General features: G+C 71.0%; 17 protein-coding genes. 7 read left to right on the forward strand and 10 right to left on the reverse strand.

Going from position 1 to position 17224, the window contains the following annotated elements; all coding sequences use genetic code 11:
- Window positions 1–26: 26 nt before the first annotated feature.
- Both ACZ607_RS17930 and ACZ607_RS17935 read right to left on the reverse strand, forming a co-directional pair.
- Entirely contained in the window at window positions 27–986 is a 960-nt protein-coding gene (locus ACZ607_RS17930; protein WP_469735638.1) for a carbohydrate ABC transporter permease, read from the reverse strand.
- Entirely contained in the window at window positions 986–2332 is a 1347-nt protein-coding gene (locus tag ACZ607_RS17935) for an ABC transporter substrate-binding protein (protein ID WP_469735639.1), read from the reverse strand. The genes ACZ607_RS17930 and ACZ607_RS17935 overlap by 1 nt, the downstream gene beginning before the upstream one ends.
- A 299-nt stretch (window positions 2333–2631) precedes the next feature.
- Here ACZ607_RS17935 and ACZ607_RS17940 point away from each other — a divergent pair, with 299 nt between their 5' ends.
- The gene (locus ACZ607_RS17940; protein WP_469735640.1) at window positions 2632–4056 is read left to right on the forward strand and encodes a sulfatase-like hydrolase/transferase; all 1425 of its coding nucleotides are present in this window, start codon (window positions 2632–2634) and stop codon (window positions 4054–4056) included.
- A gap of 105 nt (window positions 4057–4161) precedes the next feature.
- Here ACZ607_RS17940 and ACZ607_RS17945 read toward each other — a convergent pair whose 3' ends face one another.
- Together ACZ607_RS17945 and ACZ607_RS17950 are read right to left on the reverse strand one after the other, a co-directional pair.
- A complete protein-coding gene (locus ACZ607_RS17945) occupies window positions 4162–4908 on the reverse strand; it encodes a hypothetical protein (RefSeq protein WP_469735641.1) in 747 nt (248 codons plus the stop codon).
- Between the two features lie 128 nt (window positions 4909–5036).
- A complete protein-coding gene (locus tag ACZ607_RS17950; RefSeq protein WP_469735642.1) occupies window positions 5037–6611 on the reverse strand; it encodes an MFS transporter in 1575 nt (524 codons plus the stop codon).
- Between the two features lie 383 nt (window positions 6612–6994).
- Between ACZ607_RS17950 and ACZ607_RS17955 the strand changes: the two genes are divergently transcribed.
- Window positions 6995–7990: an Lrp/AsnC family transcriptional regulator gene (locus ACZ607_RS17955; protein ID WP_469735643.1), complete on the forward strand. Its 996-nt coding sequence runs from the start codon at window positions 6995–6997 to the stop codon at window positions 7988–7990.
- A 200-nt stretch (window positions 7991–8190) separates the two neighbouring features.
- Entirely contained in the window at window positions 8191–8955 is a 765-nt protein-coding gene (locus ACZ607_RS17960) for an SDR family NAD(P)-dependent oxidoreductase (protein ID WP_469735644.1), read from the forward strand.
- A 40-nt stretch (window positions 8956–8995) separates the two neighbouring features.
- Here the strand turns inward: ACZ607_RS17960 and ACZ607_RS17965 are convergent, their stop codons facing one another.
- A complete protein-coding gene (locus ACZ607_RS17965) occupies window positions 8996–9607 on the reverse strand; it encodes a TetR/AcrR family transcriptional regulator (protein WP_469735645.1) in 612 nt (203 codons plus the stop codon).
- A 64-nt stretch (window positions 9608–9671) separates the two neighbouring features.
- Window positions 9672–10361, reverse strand: coding sequence for a TetR/AcrR family transcriptional regulator (locus tag ACZ607_RS17970; protein WP_469735646.1), 690 nt, complete (start codon window positions 10359–10361; stop codon window positions 9672–9674).
- 51 nt (window positions 10362–10412) lie between these two features.
- On the opposite strand from ACZ607_RS17970, the gene ACZ607_RS17975 reads away from it, so the two are divergent.
- The 3 genes from ACZ607_RS17975 (at window position 10413) to ACZ607_RS17985 (ending at window position 13087) form a co-directional block, all read left to right on the forward strand.
- Window positions 10413–11531: an FAD-dependent oxidoreductase gene (locus tag ACZ607_RS17975; RefSeq protein WP_469735647.1), complete on the forward strand. Its 1119-nt coding sequence runs from the start codon at window positions 10413–10415 to the stop codon at window positions 11529–11531.
- A gap of 251 nt (window positions 11532–11782) precedes the next feature.
- Window positions 11783–12193, forward strand: a complete 411-nt coding sequence (locus ACZ607_RS17980; protein ID WP_469735648.1) for a VOC family protein — start codon at window positions 11783–11785, stop codon at window positions 12191–12193.
- A gap of 114 nt (window positions 12194–12307) precedes the next feature.
- On the forward strand, window positions 12308–13087 hold the full coding sequence (locus tag ACZ607_RS17985; RefSeq protein WP_469735649.1) for a hypothetical protein: 780 nt from the start codon (window positions 12308–12310) through the stop codon (window positions 13085–13087).
- Window positions 13088–13900: 813 nt separating this feature from the next.
- Here the strand turns inward: ACZ607_RS17985 and ACZ607_RS17990 are convergent.
- Window positions 13901–15118 carry an FAD-dependent monooxygenase gene (locus ACZ607_RS17990; protein ID WP_469735650.1) on the reverse strand — a complete coding sequence of 406 codons (1218 nt, stop codon included), beginning with the start codon at window positions 15116–15118 and terminating at the stop codon, window positions 13901–13903.
- 174 nt (window positions 15119–15292) lie between these two features.
- On the opposite strand from ACZ607_RS17990, the gene ACZ607_RS17995 reads away from it, so the two are divergent.
- Window positions 15293–15811: a MarR family winged helix-turn-helix transcriptional regulator gene (locus ACZ607_RS17995; protein WP_469735651.1), complete on the forward strand. Its 519-nt coding sequence runs from the start codon at window positions 15293–15295 to the stop codon at window positions 15809–15811.
- 112 nt (window positions 15812–15923) lie between these two features.
- Here the strand turns inward: ACZ607_RS17995 and crcB (ACZ607_RS18000) are convergent, their stop codons facing one another.
- From crcB (ACZ607_RS18000) to crcB (ACZ607_RS18010), 3 genes are read right to left on the reverse strand one after another with little or no spacing between them, the layout of a single operon-like run.
- Window positions 15924–16298 carry a fluoride efflux transporter CrcB gene (gene crcB / locus ACZ607_RS18000; RefSeq protein WP_469736602.1) on the reverse strand — a complete coding sequence of 125 codons (375 nt, stop codon included), beginning with the start codon at window positions 16296–16298 and terminating at the stop codon, window positions 15924–15926.
- Window positions 16298–16648 (reverse strand): DUF190 domain-containing protein, encoded by a 351-nt coding sequence (locus tag ACZ607_RS18005; protein WP_469735652.1) that lies wholly within the window; start codon window positions 16646–16648, stop codon window positions 16298–16300. The genes crcB (ACZ607_RS18000) and ACZ607_RS18005 overlap by 1 nt, the downstream gene beginning before the upstream one ends.
- Complete coding sequence (gene crcB, locus ACZ607_RS18010; RefSeq protein ID WP_469735653.1) at window positions 16645–17139, reverse strand: fluoride efflux transporter CrcB; 495 nt, start codon at window positions 17137–17139, stop codon at window positions 16645–16647. Before crcB (ACZ607_RS18010) ends, ACZ607_RS18005 begins: the two co-directional genes overlap by 4 nt.
- Window positions 17140–17224: the final 85 nt, after the last annotated feature.

The following is a 17224-nucleotide window of genomic DNA, read 5'->3' on the forward strand; positions in this document are numbered from 1 at the left end:
CCTCCGGGGCGGGACGGCGAGGGGCTTCAGTACTGCACGGCGTCGCGGCGCATGACCCGGCGGATGAGGACGACGAGTACGCCGACGAGGGCGAGCATGACCACGGCGCCGGCCGCCGCCGAGCCGTATCGGGGTATGCCGCCGGAGGCGAACGCCTCCCCGTAGGTGTAGAGCGCCGTGTTCCACACACCCGTGTCGGGCATCTGCCCGGCCGCACCGGCGAAGGCGTAGATGAACTCGAACACCTTCACGGCGGTGATGGTCCACAGCACCGCGCACACCCCGACCACGTCCCACATGAGCGGCAGCGTCACGAAGCGGAACTTCTGGAAGGCGTTGGCACCGGCCAGATCGCAGTCCTCGTAGAGCTCCTGCGGGATCTGGTCGACGGCGGCCATGAGGATGGTGGTGTAGAAGCCCGTGGACGTCCACACCAGGCCCGCCATGATCACCGGGAAGAGGTGTTCCTGGCCGAGCCAGTTCGGCGGGTGCTCCAGGCCGACGGCCGTGGCGGCCGCGTTGACGAGTCCGTCGTGCTGGAAGAGGAAGCCCCAGAGGATCGCCAGGATGACGCTGGGCACGATGTTGGGGAAGAACAGGATCGACCGAGCGGCCTTGCGGCCCGTCATGTCGCGCAGCAGCATGGTCAGCCCGAACGACAGGGCGAACGTGGCGCCGCCCACGCCCAGGATGATCCAGAGGGTGTTGGCGAACGAGGTGCGGAAGGCCGGGTCCACGAACAGGCGGTGGTAGTTGTCCAGGCCCACGAAGGTCATGGGACCCGCGCCTGCCCACTCGTTGAGGCTGAGCCAGAACGTGTACAGGGACGGGCCGGCGAAGAACGCGAGGTAGACGAGGACGGCCGGCAGCAACAGGGGCCAGAAGAGCCTGCGCCGGCGTGCCAGGAAGGGACTGTGTCGGGCGTCGGTGCTCAGCCGGGTGGCCCGTCGCCGCTCGGTCGCGCCGACGACCGCGGGGGCCGCCATCAGGCCGACCTCCAGTAGGTGGCGGAGTCGGCCGCGAGCTTCTCGGCGAAGGAGCGCGAGCTGAGGCGACCGGTGAGGAACTTCGTGTTGAGGGGCAGGAAGACCTTGGTGTACCAGTCGGCCGCCGTCTCCTTGACCCCGTCCAGGCTCTTGACCACCTTCCGCGTCTCCAGCGCCTTCTGTCCGTCGGCGAGTTCCGGCGGGGCCGCGATGTCGCTGCGCGGGGTGATGTTCTTCGCCTGCGTGGAGATGCCTTCGAGATGCTTCCTGGCGAGGAAGTAGGAGATGAACTTCTGTGCGGCCGCGCTGTTGCGGGCCTTCGTGGGGATCGAGAAGCCGATCAGGTAGATGTCCTGAGAGGTGTCGCCCGACGGGCCGAAGGCGGGGAAGGGGAACGAGCGGTAGGTGAAGGAGTCACCGGCGAACTCGGCTGTCTCACTGGGGGCGAAGGTGCCCAGAAGAAGGAAGTCGGACTTCCCCTTGGCCCATTTCTGCTGAATGGTCGGCCACTTGGAGGCGTCGTAACCGTTGGTGAAGTAGCCGCCCTTGACCAGCTTCTCGACATGCTCGACGGCCTTGACGAAGGAGTCCGTTCTGAACGACGCACCCGTGCGGTCCGCCACGGCCTTGCCGAAGGCTCCGTCGCCGAGCCCCCGCGCGACCGCGTAGTAGGTCCAGTAGGCCCCGTAGTCGGGGACGTCGGCGTCCAGGGCGAGCGGTCCGTCACCGAGCGCCTTCCTGCGCGTGTCGAGCAGCTGCACGAACTCGTCCCAGGTGGCGGGTGGTCGGGCGGCCACGTCGGGCAGAGCGGAGCCGTCGAACCAGAACTGGGTGAGGACCACCTCGTACGGGATCTGCCAGAGCACACCGTCGGTGGTGTTCAGGTCCAGGTACTTGGCGGGAATCACATCGCCCACCGTGCCGCTCTCGCCCGGTACCGCGGTCTTGAGCAGGGGGGTCAGGTCGAGGGCCTGGCCTGTCATGTGGAGCTGGGCGTACGCGGAGCGGTCGGGCGAGTCCACCAGGTCCGCCGGGACGTTCGAGGTGTTCAGCGTGGGCGCCAGCTGCTGGATGACCTGCCGGCCCTTCCACTGGACGTGGACCGTGACGCCGGTGTCCTTCGTGAACTGGTCGATGGCCGCCTGCAGGACCTTCGCCTGGGGCTCGTTCTGCTTCCACATCGACCAGTAGGTGAACGACTTGCCGTCCCCCTGCGCGGCGGCGCCCGCACCGCACGCCGAGGCCGTCAGGCCCACCGCGGCCGCGAGCGAGGTGGCCAGGAGGGTGCGGCGGGAGAGGCGCGGAGTACGCGCAGCGGCAGGACCGTGGTTGCCGGCGTCGGGCATGGAGCACTCCTCAGGACGGGGGAGGGAGGCGGTGGTGGGGGGACCTGGCCATATGATTCAGAGGTGAGAATGGGCGAGTCAACGACCCATCATGCGAATGAATGCCCAATGAATCGCGTGCAGTCCGGGATTCGAGGCGATAGGCGCGTCAGTGCCTGAGGATTCATCGCACATTCATGCGTGACGACGGTTGACAGGCCGGGGCGCCGACGAGCACGATTCCGCCATTCCCCGATCGACCGTTCCCGCCCCTCGTTCCGGTCACGGTCGGCCCACCCCGCTCGAGGCTGAGGACGTCCATGGCCAGCCGTGATCCCGCCCGCCCCAACGTGCTGCTCGTGCTCTCCGACGACCAGGGCGCCTGGGCGCTCGGCTGCGCCGGCAACCACGAGATACGCACCCCACGCCTCGACGCCCTGGCCGCGAGCGGCGTCCACTTCAGCCGCTTCTTCTGCACGTCGCCCGTCTGCTCACCGGCACGGGCCTCGCTGTTCACCGGGGAGCTGCCCTCGCAGCACGGTGTGCACGACTGGCTGTCGTACCACCACGCCGGCCGGACGGGGCTGGACTTCCTGGAGGGACGCCTGCTCTTCACCGATCTCCTGGCCCGCGCGGGATACCGGCTCGGGCTCAGCGGCAAGTGGCATCTGGGAGCCAACGACCGCCCCCGGCCCGGGTTCGTCCACTGGTACGCGCACGAGAGCGGTGGCGGCCCCTACTACGACGCTCCGATGTACCGGGACGGCCGGCGCGCGCCGGAGCCCGAGTACCTCACGGACGCCTTGGCCGAGGACGCCGGGCGCTTCCTGGAACGCGAATCGGACCGCCCGGAGCCCTTCCACCTCTCGCTCCACTTCACCGCGCCCCACAAACCGTGGAAGGGGCAGCACCCCCGTGAGTACACCGACCTGTACGAGGACTGCGCCTTCGAGACGTGTCCCCAAGGCGCCCCTCACCCCTGGCAGCCGCTGGACGAGGACGGCGCCCCGGTGGGAGGGGAGAGCGATACCCGGCAGGCCCTGATCGGATACTTCGCCGCCGTGACGGCCATGGACGCGGCGATCGGCCGCGTACTCGACCGTCTGGAGGCCCTGGGGCTCACGGAGTCGACCCTGGTGATCTTCACCAGCGACAACGGGTTCAACGCCGGGCACCACGGAGTCTGGGGCAAGGGCAACGGCACCTTCCCGCAGAACATGTACGACAGTTCCGTCCTGGTGCCGTTCCTCATGTCCCAGCCAGGCAGGATCGCCGGGGGCCGGACGTGCGACGCCCTGCTGTCCCACTACGACGTACTGCCCACGTTCGTGGAGCACCTCGGCCTCGACCACGAGCCGGACCCGCACCTGCCCGGGACCTCCTTCGCGGGGCTTCTCGGAGGCGAGGGCGGCGCGTCCGCAACCCGGGACCGGGTGGTCGTCTACGACGAGTACGGACCCGTCCGTATGATCCGCACCCCCGGCTGGAAGTACGTCCACCGGTACCCGCACGGCCCGCACGAGCTGTACGACATGGACCGGGACCCGGGGGAGAGGGAGAATCGCGTCAGCGACCCCGCCTGCGCCTCCGTACGCGCCGAGTTGGCCGGGCGCCTGGACGAGTGGTTCGCCGTCTACGTGGACCCCGCCGTCGACGGTGCCCGCCTGCCGGTGGCGGGAACGGGTCAGCGCACGCCGGCGACCCCCGGCACCCTCGGCACCGCCTTCGAGCCTCCGCCGGGCTGAACGAAGTCGGTGACGCCGCCTGATGGGTGGCCACCATCGGGCCCGAGCCGCCGTGTCGGGCGCGACGGAAACCCTGATCCGTTCGGGACGTCCGGCTCTCCGCGCTCAGCTCGTGGCGCGGTGGGAGGGGCGGGGTGCGGTGGGCAGGGGGGCCTGTGCCGTGCGCGTCACGTCGCCGACCAGTTCGACGACGTCGGGGCCGTAGGCCTGGGAGTTGACCACCTTCAGGAGCAGCACGAAGGATCCGCCGCGGTGTTTGCGCTGCAGCTTCTCGTAGTTGCGCATCAGGTACCGGGAGGCGGCCTGGTTGGTGATGGCGCGCTGGCCGCAGAGGAGGAAGACGGGACGGGCGTCCTGGCCGCCGGTGAGCCTGGCGAGCAGGACGTATTCGGAGACTCCGGGCTCCAGGCGGTAGCGCTCCGAGCCCACCTGGAAGGCGGCACGGTCCGGGCCCGGCTCCGGACCGGTGTTGATCTTCACGCCGGGCAGCATGGACTGCAGGTGCGCGGCCATGCGCCGGTTGGACCCCGGGCCGCCGACGCAGATCTCCGTACGCTCGCCGAAACCCTGCTGGGCGCCGTCGTGGGACACGATCTGGGCGTGTGCGGCACAGTCCTTGATGAGGGCCGAGAGTTCGAGCAGCGCGAAGACGTCGTGACGGTGGACGGCGCCGTCGCCGCCGGCGTCGCGGTTGACGACGAGCAGGCACTCGGAGTTCCCCGGCAGCCCGAAGAAGGCCTGCTTGCGGCGGAGTTTACGCCGCCAGAGGTAGGTGCGGGCGAGCCAGCCGAGGGCGGCGCTGATGCCGGCGGCTATGAGACCGAGCACGATGTTGCGTACGTCGTCATTCATGAGCGGGCATCGTAGCGGGCCGGTCGTACGTGTGACCGGGGCGGCTGCCCTGACGGTACCGACGGGAAGGCCGCGCCTCGCGGTGCTTCCGCGAGGCGCGGCCTTCCCGCGCCGGGTCGAGCCGGTTCTCAGGCGTCTTCCTCCACCAGGGCCTTGGGCCGCTCGGAGGTCTGCGGTGTCCGCGCGGTCGAGGAGCGTACGACCTTCTCCGTGCTCGTGGCCGCCCCGCGCGGGCGCAGGAGGGCGAAGGCGAGGACGGCGGCCAGGAAGGTCAGACCGGCCGAGACGGTCAGGCACAGGCGCATCCCCTCGAGGAAGGCGTCGCCCACGGCCTTCTGGATCAGGCCCGCCTGTGCGCCGAACGGTACCGAGCCGATGGCACCGAGCCCTCCGTCGCGGGTCGCGTCCGCGAGACGGTCGGCGAGAGGGCCGTCGACGCCTGCCTCGGAGAGGCGCCCCGGCAGGGCGGAGACGGCGCGGCTGGTGAGGAGAGCGCCGAGCACGGCGGGGCCGAGAGCGCCGCCGACCTGCCGGAACGCGTTGTTCCCCGCGGCCGCCATGCCGGCGAGCGGGTGCGGTACGGACGCGACGGCGACGGCCGTCATCGGTGTCGTCACCAGCCCCATGCCGAGCCCCAGCAGGACCAGACGCCAGGAGAGCGAGGCGAAGGAGGTGGCGGCGTCGGCGCCGAGCAGGGTGAGCAGCGCGGTGGTCACCATGAGGAGGCCCGTGGTGATCATGAGGCGCGGTGAGACCTTGTGCATGATGCGTCCGGCGATCCCGCTGACGAGCAGCGCGGCCCCGGTGATCAGGAGCATCCGCCAGGCGATGCCGAGCGTGTCGAGGTGCTGGGCCATGCCGAAGTAGAGGCTCAGCACGAAGAAGAAGCCGATCATGCCGAGGAACATCACCATGGCCACGAGCGTCGTGGCGGTGAAGCCGGGGCTGCGGAAGAGCGCGAGATCGAGCATCGGATGCGAGGAGCGCCGCTCGGCGAGGACGAAGGCGACCCCGCTGACGACCGCGACGGCGAGTGCGACGACGACCTGCGCCTCGCTGAAGGAACCCGCCCCGCCCTGGATGATTCCGTAGACGAGTGCGGTGATGGCGAGCGCGGCCGTGATCTGTCCGGGCCAGTCCAGCCGTCCGGCTCGCGGTGCGCGGGATTCGGGCAGCAGCCGCAGGGAGAAGCCGAAGGCGACCAGGGCGACGGGTATCGGCACGAGGAAGATCCATCGCCAGCTCACATGGCCGAGGATCGTTCCGGCGACCACACCGCCGATGGCGAGTGCTCCGAGCAGGCACATCGCCCAGAAGCCGATGAACTTTCCGCGCTCGCGGTGGTCGGGCACGGCGTGGCTGATGAGCGCGAGCGTGGTCGGCAGCAGTGCGGCCGCGCCGATCCCGGACAGTGCCTGGCCGGCCCAGAGCTGGCCGATGGAGTGCGCGGTGAGCGAGGTCGCGGCGCCGGCGGCGGAGAGCAGCAGCCCGGCGAGGTAGACCTTCTTGCGGCCGTGCACGTCGCCGAAGACACCGGCGGTGAGGATGAAGGCGGCCATCGGCAACACGAAGGCGTCCGAGACCCAGGACAGTTGCAGGGTGCTCGTGGAGAGGGCCGACTGGATGGCGGTCAGGCTGACCGAGACGCTGGTCACCGGCAGATAGGCGACGAAGACCCCGAGGCAGGCCATGAGGATAGTCATCCCGCGACGGGGCTCGGCAGCGGGTGGTGACTGGGACAAGAGGGCTCCTTCGGAGCGTCGGGTCTCCGACGCGACGGACGGGTGGCGAGGTGCGAGCGGTACGGCAGCTGCTGCCGTACGGGGCCGGGTGGGGCGGCCGCGCCCACAGGAGCCGGGCGGCCACGGTGCAGCCCGGATGTGAGGGGGATCCGAGGCCGTGCGCGCACGCAACCGCCGTACGGGGTCGGCGCCGCCCGCGGGCCTCGCGATCGGGTCCCGGACGCAGCCTGAGCCTGCCCGTACACCCTCCAGAAGTTTCCGCCACACCTGAGCGTTTCCCCAAGCCGCTCGGGATGGCATGGGGAAAACCACCGCCACCACGCGCCGCATGTGATGATTCCTCCATGCTCGACGCCCTGGACAGCCTGATCCTCCATTCGCTGCACGTGGTGCCGCGTGCCCCGTTCCGTGTCATCGGTGAGGCGGTGGGGGTGTCGGAACAGACCGCGGCGCGCCGCTACCGTGCGATGCAGCGCTCAGGCACCCTTCGGGTCGTGGGCCTCGTCAACCCGGCGGTGAACGATCTCACGGCGAGCGTCGTACGGATCACCCTGCGCCCCGACCGGATCGACGCGCTCGCCGAGGCCGTGACCCGGCTGCCCGAGGTCTCCTTCGCCAACATCTCCTTCGGCGGGTCGGAGATCGTCTGTTCGCTGGAAGCACCTCACGACGGCCGGGTGCCGGACGTGCTGCGTCAGCTCGCCCGCTATCCGGGAGTGACGGAGGTCGACACCCGTATGGTGCTCCACGCCTACTCCCCGCCCGGCGCCGACTGGGCGCGGCTCGGCCCTTCCCTCTCGGAGGAGGCGGTGGAGCTGCTCCTCGACCGTCACCCCCGTCAGAGGCCACAGGGCCCGCCGGTCGAGTTGCGCGAGGACGACGCCCCGCTGCTGGCCGTCCTCGCCGAGGACGGCCGGGCGAGCCAGGCCGCGCTCGCCGAGGGCACCGGCTGGACCACCGGCCGGATCGCGCGGCGCATGGAGGCCCTGGAGCGCTCGGGCACCCTCCTCTACGACGTGGACCTCGTTCCGGAGCGGCTCGGGTACCCCTTCGGCGCGGCTCTGTGGCTGCAGACCTCCCCCGAGCGGCTCCACGGGACGGGCACGGCCGTCGCCGCGCTTCCCCGGGTCGTCTTCGCGGCGGCCACGACCGGCGACCAGAACCTCATGGCGATCGTCATGTGCAGGGATGCCGCCGACTTCTACGACTTCCTCAGCGGCCGCCTCGCCACGGTGCCCGGCATCACCGGCTACACGGTGAGCGTCCGCCTGCGCCCGCTCAAACAGGCCGCGTCGCTGGTCTACCGGGGACGGCTGATCCCCCCGCCTCCGCGACGGTGAGAACCGCCCCCGGTGCCGCCCCGCCCTCTTCACGGCCGGCTCGTTCCGCGGCGGCGGGGGCTCGTAAGTTTGGACTTGCCAGTCCAATTTATTCGTCGCACAGTGGCACTCGCCCTGCCGGGCAGGGCTCCGACGGGCCGGACGCGCAGTGTCGTTCGCCCGTGCGGTTCGTAGCCGAGATCGAAGCGATGGAGTGGACCATGTCGACGCGCCTTCAGGGCAAGACCGCTCTGGTGACCGGAGCAACCAGCAACATCGGACGGGCCATCGCCGAGGCGTTCGCGGCCGAGGGGGCGCATGTCGTCGTCTCGGGGCGCAGCGCCGGACGGGGCGAGGAGGTCGTCGACGGTATCCGGGAGCGCGGTGGCCGGGCCGACTTCGTGCAGGCGGCCCTCGACGGCAGCGCCGCCGCGTCGCAGGCGCTGGCCCGGGAGGCGACGCGGGTCCTCGGCGGCCGCATCGACGTCCTGGTCAACAACGCGGGGATCTACCCCGGAGACGTCACGGCGGCCACCGACGAGAAGACCTTCGACCAGGTCTACGCGGTCAACGTGAAGGCCCCGTTCTTCCTCACGGCCGCCGTCGCACCCGCCATGGCGGAGGCCGGCGGGGGAGCGATCATCAACCTGGGCTCCTGGATCGCGCGCCTGGGTGTCCCCGTCGGCGCCCTCTACAGCTCCACCAAGGGGGCGATGGAGACCCTGACCCGGGCCTGGTCGGCGGAGTTCGGACCGCAGGGCGTGCGGGTGAACGCGATCTCGCCGGGCGTCGTGCTGACACCCGCCCCCGGGGAGGTCCACCCCGGCGAGGTCATGATGAAGGGCACCCCCGCGGGCCGGATGGGGACCCCCGATGCCATCGCGCACGCCGCCGTCTACCTGGCCGGTGAGGAGTCCGCTTTCGTCCACGGCATCGTGCTCGACGTCGACGGCGGGCGCACCGGCACCGCCGTCATCGCCGGCTGACACGTACGGCCGCCCGGGGCGGACCCGCTCTTTCGCCAGGTCAGGCCGCTGGGCTGCTTCCCGCGCGGCGCAAGTCCGCGACCCCCTGGCCGAGGGCGGCGCGCAGGTGCGTGGACTGCCCCGTCGACAGCAGGATCGACACGCCTCCCTGGATCGCGGCCAGCAGCGCGGCGGCCCTGGTGTCGACGTCGATTCCCGGGGGAAGCAGGCCGGCGGCCTGGAGCGAGCGGATACCCGCGGCCAGGCTCTCCTGCCAACGGCGCATCAACTCGACCACGATCGCCCGCGCCCCGGGGGTCGAGCGACCGATCTGAAGGAACAACGACCCGAGCGGGCACTCGTCCCCCTGGGCCTCGTAACGCTTGATCACCGCTTCCCGCCACTGCTCCCAGGCCTCCCAGGAGTCCAGGCGGCCCAGATACGGCTGCTGGTCCTCCAGGACCTGGTCCGCCTCGAACTGGGCGACCGCCACGAGCAGTTCGTCCTTGCCGGCCGGGAAATAGTGGAACAGCTGGCTCTTGCTGGTGCTGGTACGCGCCATGATGTCGTCCAGCGTCGCCGAACCGACGCCCCTCTCCCGCAACACCGCCGCAGACCCCTCGACGATCCGGCTCCGGGTCGCCTTCCCCTTCGCCGTCAGCTCCCCGCGCATGATCCGCCTCCTGGAATGGACTGGATGGTCCAGTGTAAGCCTGGTGGGCTGTACGGGCCGAGCGTCACGCCTGGGGGGCGAGTCTGGCGGCCACGGCGTCGAGGACCCAGTCCAGACCCGTCGCGAAGGACGCCTCCGCGTCCACGTCCGCGCCGTCGTACACGGCCTTGGTCAGCGCGGGGAAGCGGCCGGTGGCCAGCATGCTCGTCAGGTGCGGGCCCGAAGCGCGCTGCCAGTCGTGCTTGGACAGACCCGTGGTGCGCTCGGCCCGCAGGTTCGTGATCTCACGCCGGATCGCGCCGTTGAAGTAGGCGCCGACGGTCTCCACCGCGCGCATGACGGTGTCGATGTCGGCGGAGCCGTCGAAGGCGGCCAGCGTGGTCTCGGCCACGGCGAGGCCGTTGGGGCCGAGGGTCGGCCGGCCGCCGAGCAGGTCGGCCAGCCATTCGTGGCGGAGCGCGGCTTGCCTGGTGCGGTGGGCGAGGCCACTCAGCGCCTCCCGCCAGTCGCCGGGCTGTTCCTCGGGGAGGATCTCGGCCTGGACCTCGTCCACCATGAGGTCGAACAGCTCCTCCTTGGTGGCGATGTATCCGTACAGCCGCATCGGGCCCGCGTTCAGCCGGGCGGCGACCTTGCGCACCGACACCGCTTCCAGGCCGCCCTCGTCGGCCAGTGCCACGGCGGCGGCGACGATCCGCTCGCGGTCGAGCGGCACGGGGCGGGTCGGCGGCTCCGGACGGTCCCACACAGTCATGGTCACACCGTACTGTTGCGCTGCCTAGGCAATTCGATACAGTGTATCGACATGAGACACCGTATCGCCGTAGTCGGCAGTGGCCCCGCCGGCCTCACCTTCGCCCGGGTCCTGCACCGCCACGGTTTCCCCGTCACCGTTTTCGAGCGTGATCCCGCCCCCGACGCCCGCCCGCCGGGCGGCACGCTCGACCTGCAGGAAGGGCTCGGCCAACTCGCGCTGGACAGAGCGGGGCTGCTGGCGGAGTTCCGGGAGCTGTCCCGTCCCGAGGGGCAGGCCATGCGCATCCTGGACACGGACGGGACCGTACTGCGCGACTGGCGGCCCCGTCCGGATGACCGGGCCAATCCGGAGATCGACCGCGGACAACTCCGTGACCTGCTGCTCGGCCCGCTCGATGTCCGGTGGGGGAGAGGTGTGACGCGGGTGGTGCCGGGGACCCGCGACGGCGTACGGGTCCACTTCGCGGACGGGGGACAGGAAGCGTTCGACCTCGTGATCGGCGCGGACGGCGCCTGGTCCCGGGTCCGCGAGGCCGTCTCGTCGGTCACGCCGCACTACACCGGCATCACCATGGTCGAGACCTCGCTGGACGACGTCGACGACCGTCACCCCGGCCTCGCCCGGCTGATCGGCGACGGTTCCGTGGCGGTGTACGGCGTGAACCGGGCTCTCGTCGCCCAACGCAACAGCGGCGGCCATGTGAAGGTGTACGCCCAGTTCCGTACGCCGCCGGCCCGGCACCCGGATGTCGACCAGGCGGACCCCGAGGCCGTACGGTCGAGTCTGCTGGCCCTGTTCGACGGCTGGGCCGCTCCCGTGCTCGAACTCCTCCGCCACGGGACCGCCTTCGCGCACCGCCCGCTCCATGTCCTGCCCGTGTCCCACACCTGGACCCATGTGCCGGGGGTGACGCTGCTGGGCGATGCCGCCCATCTGATGCCACCGCTGGGGGCGGGCGCGAATCTCGCGATGCTGGAGGGCGCCGAACTCGCGGAGGCCGTCGCCGCCGGCCCGGAGGACCTGGACGCGGCCGTCCGCGCCTTCGAGGAGCAGATGTGGGCGCGGGCCGGCAGGTGGGCGACGATGACGACGGCCGGTCTGGAACGCCTCGTGAGCCCGGATCCCGCCGAAGCCATCGCCCTCTTCGACCAGGTCCAGCCGTCCTGACCGCCGGGCGCGGCAGCACCGGCACCGACAGGCGCTCGACCTCGTGGCGTCCGGCTCGGCTGCAAGGCCGTCCGGACCCGTCCGAATCTCGACGCCCTAGATCCACGGTCGTAGAAGCCGGGGCCCGAAGGCCCGGGCCCGAGACCGATGCCGCGGGAACGCTCCGTACCTACGCTGACCGAAACGGTCCGCCACGGAAGGCGCCGTGACCACGGGTGCGCCACCAAGCGCGCAAGCAGAAGGGGACGTTCATGCCCATCAACGGTCGGAGCCACATCCGCATCGCCCGCCCGTCACGCGACCTCGCCGCGGCGGAGGACTTCTGGGTCAAGGGTCTCGGGCTCAGCGAGCTGTACCGGGCCAGGGGCGGCGGCGCGCCGGGGGAGCACGACCTGTTGATGGTCGGCCGGCCCGACGCGTCCTGGCATCTCGAACTCGTCCACGAGGCCGCCGGGTACGTCGAGCCGCGGCCCACTGCGGAAGACCTGCTCGTGATCTACCTCGACGACCAGGTGCCCGAGGAACTGGTGACCCGCCTGGAGGCCTACGGCGGTAAGCGCGTCCCGTCCCCCAACCCGTACTGGAACGAGTGGGGTGTCACCGTCGAGGACCCGGACGGATACCGACTCGTGCTCTGCACACGCGCGTGGTCCAACTCCTGAGCCGCACAGGGCCGGGGCCCGTCTCGATCCGGCCAACCCTCGACCACCCGCTCGTGGGATGCTCGGGTACCTGGATGTCTGGATACCCGGCTGCCCGAGGGAGCGTTTCTTGCGATGACCGCACAGTCCGTACGCCGTGAGCGCCGTGCTCCCGGGAGCGCCTCCGTCATGGAGGCCGCGCCGTTCAAGCCTTCTCTCGTCAAAGCGGTGTTCAGGGACGTGACCTCGATGCATGTCTCCCGGCCGGCGGCGTGGGCCGCCGCGTCGGTGACGCGGACCGTGCTGACGGAGATCATCTGCGGCGCGAGGAGAGCGGCGGCGGAGGAGGCCCGGAGGAAGCTGATACCTGCGGACCTTCTGTCGGCGATCGACCGGAACGTCGAGCTGGAAGTGGGGAGTAAGTGGTACGACCACAGCCCGACGTTTCGAGGTCTGACCGGGGCCGTGTACGACGCCGAGGGCGGCCTCGCGCCCACTCGACGGCGCAGCAGGCCGCGCAAGCCGAGCGCTGTGGCCGGTGCCCACAGGTTCGAGGCCGGGGTCAGGAAGCTGCTGCGGAGTCAGGGGGCGACGGCCGTCCCCGCGTTGGTCCGCGACCTGGACGGAATCGCGAGCGTGTTCCTGACGGATCTCGCCAGGGACGCGGCCATGGTCGTCCGCGAGGGCGGGGTCAGACGTTTCGGCACGGTCACCCTGGTGATGCCGGGTGAACCGGACCCGTCCCCGCTCCTCCAGGATCCCCTCCGCGCCCCGTACGCCCGTAACGGCGACGGGCGGACCATCGGCAGGGACGACGTCCTCGCCGCTGCCACGATGCAGTTGTTCGGCGGCGGACTCAGACAGCGCGCCCTCACCGAAGCACGCGAGGCGACACAGAACACGTCGGCCCGCTGAGCCCGGCCACCGGCTGATGTGCCCGTAGCCGGACCGAGCCGGCCTGACCACACTCCGGTGGCCGGGCTGCTCCCGGCCCGCGGGCAGCCGTGCGCCAGTAGCCCGTTGGGAGGGGCGGCCCCTCCTCCGCGCGGGGGAGACAGGGGTACGGGTCTCCTTCCGGGGCCGACTGCGATCCCGACCTCAGGGGCGATGCCGGCGGGCGGGCGCGCCGAGACGATGGTGCACATGGCCACCACGCAGCTCGACACGAGACTTCCCCCGCCGCCCCGTTGGGCCGTCCGGGCCGCCCACGCCGCCGCGCTCGTCACCCTGCCGTCCGGGATCTGGCGCCTGTTCCTGGCGGCCGGATACACCGCCGGCTACACCGAGGCGGGATACGAGGCGATGGGCTTCACCGGCTGGGGCGCGGTGTACGTGGTCGGGCTCACCCTGTGCGGAGAGCTGCTCGCGCTGCTCACGCTCGGGCTGGTCCGGCCATGGGGCGAGGTGCTGCCGCAGTGGATCCCCTTCGTCGGCGGGCGCCGGCCGAGCCCGCGCGCGGTGGCCGTGACGGCGGGCCTCGGTGCCGGGCTGCTCACCCTTGGCCTCGCCCAGTTCGCCTTCTGGTGGGCCTTCCCACATACGGACATGACCCCCCCTCGGCAGCACCGTCGCCGGAATCCTCTACCTGCCGCTGGTCGCCTGGGGGCCGCTGCTTGCCGCCGTCACCCTCGCCTACCACCGGCGGCGTCGCGCCGCCGGACTCTGACCGGTCCGGCACCCCCCACCATGGCTGACGGCCACCAGCTCGAAGGAGACCGCCGACGGCCGTCAGCCGTAGTGGGGCAGCGCCAGCGCCGAGTGCGCCGCGCGTCCTTCCTGGGCACTCGCCATCGCCAGCTCCTTCGCCGCCGCCTCCGGATCGCGCACCAGGGCGTTGCGGGCTTCGAGCTCCTCGCGCGTCGTGGGCGTGACGACCGACCCGCCGCTGGTGGCCAGCGCCTGGTTGAGTTCCGCGAAGGGCCGCATCCTGCGCTCGTAGGCTGCGAAGGCCTCGGTGTGGTCCGCGTGGGTGGCGAGTTCGCCGGCCAGGACGTACGCGCCGACGAGCGCGACGCTGGAGCCCTGACCGGAGAGGAACGAGGTGGCGTGCGCGGCGTCCCCGGCCAGTACGACGCGTCCGTGGGACCACGTCGTGGGCATGTGGATCTGGCTCACGATGTCGCAGAAGAGGTCATCGGCCTCCCGCATGCCTTCCACCAGCCGCGGCACGTGCCACACCTGCTCGGGGAAGTGCGCCGCGACCAGGTCGCGCTGGGCCCTCGGGTCGCGGAAGGCGTCGAAGGGCGGGGTCTCGCTGGTGAAGGTGAGGAAGCCGTGCAGACGGTCGGACTTCTCGTGGGCGTAGAGGACCGCGCCGCGTCCCGGCTCGTTCCAGATGACGGCCTCGTGCGCGAACCCGAACTCGTTCGGCAGGGTGAAGCCGGCGAAGACGTGCCCGAGGTAGTGGTGAAAGGGCTCCTCGGGACCGAAGACCAGCCGGCGTGTGTTCGAGTGCAGTCCGTCCGCGCCGATCACGAGGTCGAACGTGCGGCGTATCCCGCTGTCGAAGACGATGTGTACGGCGTCCCCGGCGTCGTCGAGTGTCGCGATCGAGTCGTTGAAAAGGAACTCGACCCGCTCCCGCACCGGTGTCTGGAGCGCGTCGGCCAGGTCGCCGCGCCGGACCTCGAGATCAAGGCCGGCCTCCCCACCGGTGAACTGCTCGGGCCGCACCGAGCCGACCGTTTCGCCCACCGCGTCGATGAAGGTGATCCGCTGGCTGTCGACGTGCGCCTCGGTCAGGCGCGGCAGCAGGCCCATACGGTCGACCACCTCGCGGGCCGTGCCGCGTATGTCGATGGCGTACCCGCCTCCGCGCACGGCGGCGGCCTTCTCGACGACGGTCACCTCGAAGCCGTAGCGGTCGAGCCAGTACGCGAGCGCGGGGCCCGCGATACTGGCTCCCGAGATCAGTACGCGACGGGCGGAACGAGAGTTCTTGATCATGGTTTCTCACCTCTCTGCCCGGGGTGGACCCCGGGGGACGAAGGCGACACGCACGGCCTGCACAGCAAGGATGCGTACCTTAGGTATCTTTATGTAGGCCATGGAGCGCCGCCATGGACGCCGACCACGCTCGACTATATAGATACCTAACTTAGGTATGCAAATGGAGATGTCATGACGCCCGAGCCCTCGGGACCTCCCGCGCCGGGGTCCCCGCCGGCCGACCTGCTCGCCGTGCTGCCCCGGATCACCCGGCTCAGCAGCGCTCTCACCAAGGGCCGGCTCATCGAACACGCCACCGAGGCGGCCGGCCTCGCCCTCGATCGCCCCGCCGTGGGCGTACTGGTGTCCCTCCGCACTGCGGACGGGCCCCTGCGGATCGGTGAGATCGCCGACCGCATGCAGGTCGTGGGCCCGCACGTCACTCGCCAGGTCCAGGTTCTGGAGAAGCGCGGTCTCGTGCGGCGCGTCGCCGACCCCCACGACCGCCGGGCGAGCCTGATCGAGCCGACCGAAGCGGGCACGGAAGCCGCCAACCGCTATGTGGCCTCGCTGCTGAGCTGGTTCGCCACGGCGCTCGCCGACTGGCCGCAGCAGGACCGCGACGACCTCACCCGGCTCCTCACGCGTCTCGCCGACGACGTGACGGCACGGCTGGACCGGTTCGGCGAGGAGGACGGGGGGGAGGTCTGAGGGCGCCCTCCCTGCCGGCAGGGAGGGCGCCGCGGACCGCGAACGGACCTCGTGCCCGGGTCGCCGGGTGGACCTTCCTGTGCGCCCACGAGGTCGTCCGTGCCGCCTCGGGTCATGTGAACAGCGCCCGGGCAAGGGCGATTCCGGCGAAGACGGCCCCGAGGCCGGTCGCGATGGAGACCACGACATTGGCCGCGGCGAAGAACCTCGCGCCGCTCTCGGCCAGGCGCAGTGTCTCGTAGGAGAAGGTCGAGTACGTCGTCAGAGCCCCGCAGAGGCCGGTGCCCAGCAGCAGTTGGACGGTGTGCCCGGTGGTGCCGGAGAGGGCGGCGCCGGTCAGGATGCCCAGGAGCAGGGAGCCGGCCACGTTGACGGCGAAGGTGCCCCAGGGGAAGACGGTGTCGTGGCGGGCCTGGACGGCTCGGTCGGTGAGGTAGCGCAGAGGCGCACCGACCGTTCCGCCGAGGGCCACCAGCAGGTAGTCGATCACTTCCGGGCCTCCGGGGAGCCGTCGAAGCGGACCACCTGGACGGGTTCCAGGGTGATCAGCCCCTCGATGTCCATCTCCTCGAGCCGGGGGAGGAACGCCTGGATGCGTTCCTCGGCGTCGACGACGACCACGGCCACGGGAAGGTCGTCGGCCATCGACAGCAGCCGGGTGGTGTGGACGATCTGCTGGCCGCCGAAGCCCTCCATGCCATGGAAGATCGAGGCGCCGGAGAGGCCGGCCGCGTGCGCCCGGTGGACGATCTCGCTGTACACGGGCCTGTGGTGCCAGAGGTCGGTGTCGTCGACCAGGACGGTCAGCCGCAGCGCCGCCTGTGTGGTCCAGCTCATGACTCGCTCCACTTCGCCAGGATCCGGCGCGTGCTCCACGCGCCCACGGTCACCGCGGCCACCGCGGCCACGGCCGTCGCCGTCAGATAGGTGAGCGCGATCCCCGTACGTCCATGGGTGAGGAGGCGCTCGATGTCCACGCAGTAGGTGGAGAACGTGGTGAATCCGCCCAGCACCCCGGTGCCGAAGAACGGCCGCAGCAGGGCGTGGGCGGAGAAGACCTCGGTGACCGCGACGAGGAAGACCCCGATCACCAGGCACCCGGAGGCGTTCACCACCAAGGTGGTCCAGGGGAAACCGGCGGCGGCGGTCGGCCACACCTGAGCCGCGCCGAAGCGGGCGACAGCACCGATGGCCCCGCCCACGGCGATCACTGTCAGGACGCGGTGGTGCGAACGCCGCAGCTCCCGGCGCTGCTCGCGGTCGCGCAGGTCCACATCGGGGTCGGTGGGCTCCGCGGCTGCCGACCGGTCGGTCTCGTCCGAACGCATGTCTCTCCCTACACGTGGCCCCGGCCCCCGTGTGCGGGCAAGGGTGATTCACGAGTAGGGACTGTTGGCGGCGACCTTGCCGCGG

The organism is Streptomyces sp. NPDC104381 (assembly GCF_055583745.1).

Bases quoted from the DNA above. Each gene is read 5' to 3' on its own strand.
- ACZ607_RS17930 (WP_469735638.1), bottom strand. From the start codon at position 986: ATGGCGGCCCCCGCGGTCGTCGGCGCGACCGAGCGGCGACGGGCCACC.
- ACZ607_RS17935 (WP_469735639.1), bottom strand. From the start codon at position 2,332: ATGCCCGACGCCGGCAACCACGGTCCTGCCGCTGCGCGTACTCCGCGC.
- ACZ607_RS17940 (WP_469735640.1), top strand. From the start codon at position 2,632: ATGGCCAGCCGTGATCCCGCCCGCCCCAACGTGCTGCTCGTGCTCTCC.
- ACZ607_RS17945 (WP_469735641.1), bottom strand. From the start codon at position 4,908: ATGAATGACGACGTACGCAACATCGTGCTCGGTCTCATAGCCGCCGGC.
- ACZ607_RS17950 (WP_469735642.1), bottom strand. From the start codon at position 6,611: ATGACTATCCTCATGGCCTGCCTCGGGGTCTTCGTCGCCTATCTGCCG.
- ACZ607_RS17955 (WP_469735643.1), top strand. From the start codon at position 6,995: ATGCTCGACGCCCTGGACAGCCTGATCCTCCATTCGCTGCACGTGGTG.
- ACZ607_RS17960 (WP_469735644.1), top strand. From the start codon at position 8,191: ATGTCGACGCGCCTTCAGGGCAAGACCGCTCTGGTGACCGGAGCAACC.
- ACZ607_RS17965 (WP_469735645.1), bottom strand. From the start codon at position 9,607: ATGCGCGGGGAGCTGACGGCGAAGGGGAAGGCGACCCGGAGCCGGATC.
- ACZ607_RS17970 (WP_469735646.1), bottom strand. From the start codon at position 10,361: ATGACTGTGTGGGACCGTCCGGAGCCGCCGACCCGCCCCGTGCCGCTC.
- ACZ607_RS17975 (WP_469735647.1), top strand. From the start codon at position 10,413: ATGAGACACCGTATCGCCGTAGTCGGCAGTGGCCCCGCCGGCCTCACC.
- ACZ607_RS17980 (WP_469735648.1), top strand. From the start codon at position 11,783: ATGCCCATCAACGGTCGGAGCCACATCCGCATCGCCCGCCCGTCACGC.
- ACZ607_RS17985 (WP_469735649.1), top strand. From the start codon at position 12,308: ATGACCGCACAGTCCGTACGCCGTGAGCGCCGTGCTCCCGGGAGCGCC.
- ACZ607_RS17990 (WP_469735650.1), bottom strand. From the start codon at position 15,118: ATGATCAAGAACTCTCGTTCCGCCCGTCGCGTACTGATCTCGGGAGCC.
- ACZ607_RS17995 (WP_469735651.1), top strand. From the start codon at position 15,293: ATGACGCCCGAGCCCTCGGGACCTCCCGCGCCGGGGTCCCCGCCGGCC.
- ACZ607_RS18005 (WP_469735652.1), bottom strand. From the start codon at position 16,648: ATGAGCTGGACCACACAGGCGGCGCTGCGGCTGACCGTCCTGGTCGAC.
- crcB (WP_469735653.1), bottom strand. From the start codon at position 17,139: ATGCGTTCGGACGAGACCGACCGGTCGGCAGCCGCGGAGCCCACCGAC.